This window comes from Microcoleus sp. (genome assembly GCF_049646505.1).
Classification (GTDB): Bacteria; Cyanobacteriota; Cyanobacteriia; order Cyanobacteriales; family Microcoleaceae; genus Microcoleus.
On the sequence record NZ_JBARVX010000662.1, the window covers coordinates 1 to 1,815 of the forward strand.

At 47.9% G+C, this 1,815-nt stretch carries 2 protein-coding genes; one reads left to right on the forward strand and one right to left on the reverse strand.

Annotated features, from left to right (window positions below; all coding sequences use genetic code 11):
* The coding region (gene galK, locus WBA89_RS30245; protein ID WP_424411368.1) for a galactokinase at positions 1-985 on the reverse strand (985 nt) is incomplete at its 3' end.
* A 273-nt stretch (positions 986-1,258) separates the two neighbouring features.
* Between galK and rsmA the strand changes: the two genes are divergently transcribed.
* Positions 1,259-1,815, forward strand: a 557-nt coding sequence (gene rsmA, locus WBA89_RS30250) for a 16S rRNA (adenine(1518)-N(6)/adenine(1519)-N(6))-dimethyltransferase RsmA (RefSeq protein WP_424411369.1), incomplete at its 3' end; no start/stop codon positions are given.

The window sequence follows — 1,815 nt, forward strand, 5'->3', positions numbered from 1 at the left end:
TGCCGCTCTCAACCAGCGCCACGCAAGCACCGCCAAAACCTCCGCCCGTCAGCCTTGCGCCGAAGACTGCGGGGATTGACTGCAAGATTGCCGCCAGCGCGTCTACTGCCGGCACTGAAACTTCGCAGTCGTCGCGCAAACTTGCGTGGGAAGCATTCATTAACTCGCCCAAACGCTTTGCTGAAAAAGATTTTACCGCTTGCAGCACCCGTTTGTTTTCGGTAACGACGTGGCGCGCTCGCCTTTTGAGAGGTTCTGGCAACACTTCGACTGCTTTGGGATCGGCGATATCTCTGAGAGCTTTAACTCCCAATATCCGGGCGGATTCCTCGCACTCAGCGCGCCGTTTGTTATAGCCGCTTCCGGCTGCTAGTTTGCGGGTTTCCCCGCTGTCAATCACTAAAATTTCTGTCCCTGCGGGAAAAGGTAGCGGGCGGTATTTGAGGGTGCGGGTGTCGAGAAATAGCACGGTGTTGGTGTCTGCTAAACTCGATGCCATTTGATCCATGATGCCGCATTTCAAGCCGGCATACCGGATTTCGGCTAGCTGTCCGATTTGAGCAAGTCGCACGTCGTCTAGAGGAAGGTTCAAAAGTGCGCGCAATCCTCTGAGGGTTGCTATTTCTAAAGCCGCGCTGCTGGATAAACCGACTCCGATCGGCACATTGGAGGTAATGTACAAATTTATTGGCGGTATTTTGTATCCTTCTTTTTCTACAAGTCTGATGCAGCCGCAGATATAAGTGGCGAATGTTTGCGGTATCGTATCGTCGTCTGAAAAATTTATGAGCTCGTCATATTCTGCTGAATAAAAATGGTGTCGATCGTCGCTGCTCAAGCCGATTTGTACTGTTGTGCGCTGGGGAATTGCCGTCGGAAGTACAAATCCGTCGTTGTAGTCTGTGTGTTCGCCCAGCAGGTTTACTCTTCCGGGCGCGCTGGCTTGGGTTTTGGGTAATGTACCAAATATTCGTTGGAAGTTCATTTTTGGGTAACTGCGAATTGGTTATTTGTTATTTGTTATTTGTTAGTTGTTATTGGTTATTTGGAAAAACAGCTATCTGTTTATCCGTGACTTCCGTATCCTGCTGGTAATTGGGAAGAAATAAATTTATTTTTTATCGTTGCTCCTTTTATAGTGCCCAAGTTTTTTGGTTAATTCAACCCCTGTTAACAAAAATCAACATGACTGTAAGTTGGGAAAAAATATGAGGTTGTGGTAGAATGGCAGGCTAAGATTTCTGCAATAATTCAAAAAATGCGATCGACCACACCCCGGAAACAGTTTGCTCAACATTGGCTCAAAAGCGAGAAAGCCTTAGATAAGATTGTTAAAGCAGCGAGTTTGCAGGGCGATCGCGTCTTGGAAATCGGGCCTGGTACGGGGATTCTGACTCGGCGCTTGCTGGCTGCGGCTCAGTCTGTCGTTGCTGTGGAGATCGATCGAGATTTGTGCCTCAAACTAGCCAAGCAACTCGGCAAAACCGACAACTTTTTACTGCTACAAGGCGATTTTCTGGAAATAAACTTAGATGCTGAACTAACAGCCTTTCCAAAATTCCAAAATCCCAATAAAGTTGTTGCCAACATTCCCTACAATATCACCGGCCCGATCTTGCAAAAACTGCTGGGAACAATATCTGCGCCTGCTGCTAAACCCTTCGATGCGATCGTGCTGTTAGTGCAGAAAGAAGTCGCCCAAAGGCTTTACGCCAAACCTGGTTCGACAGCTTTTGGCGCTTTGTCGGTGCGAGTACAATATTTAGCAGACTGCGAGTTAGTTTGCGATGTGCCGTCTAAAGACTTTTATCCGCC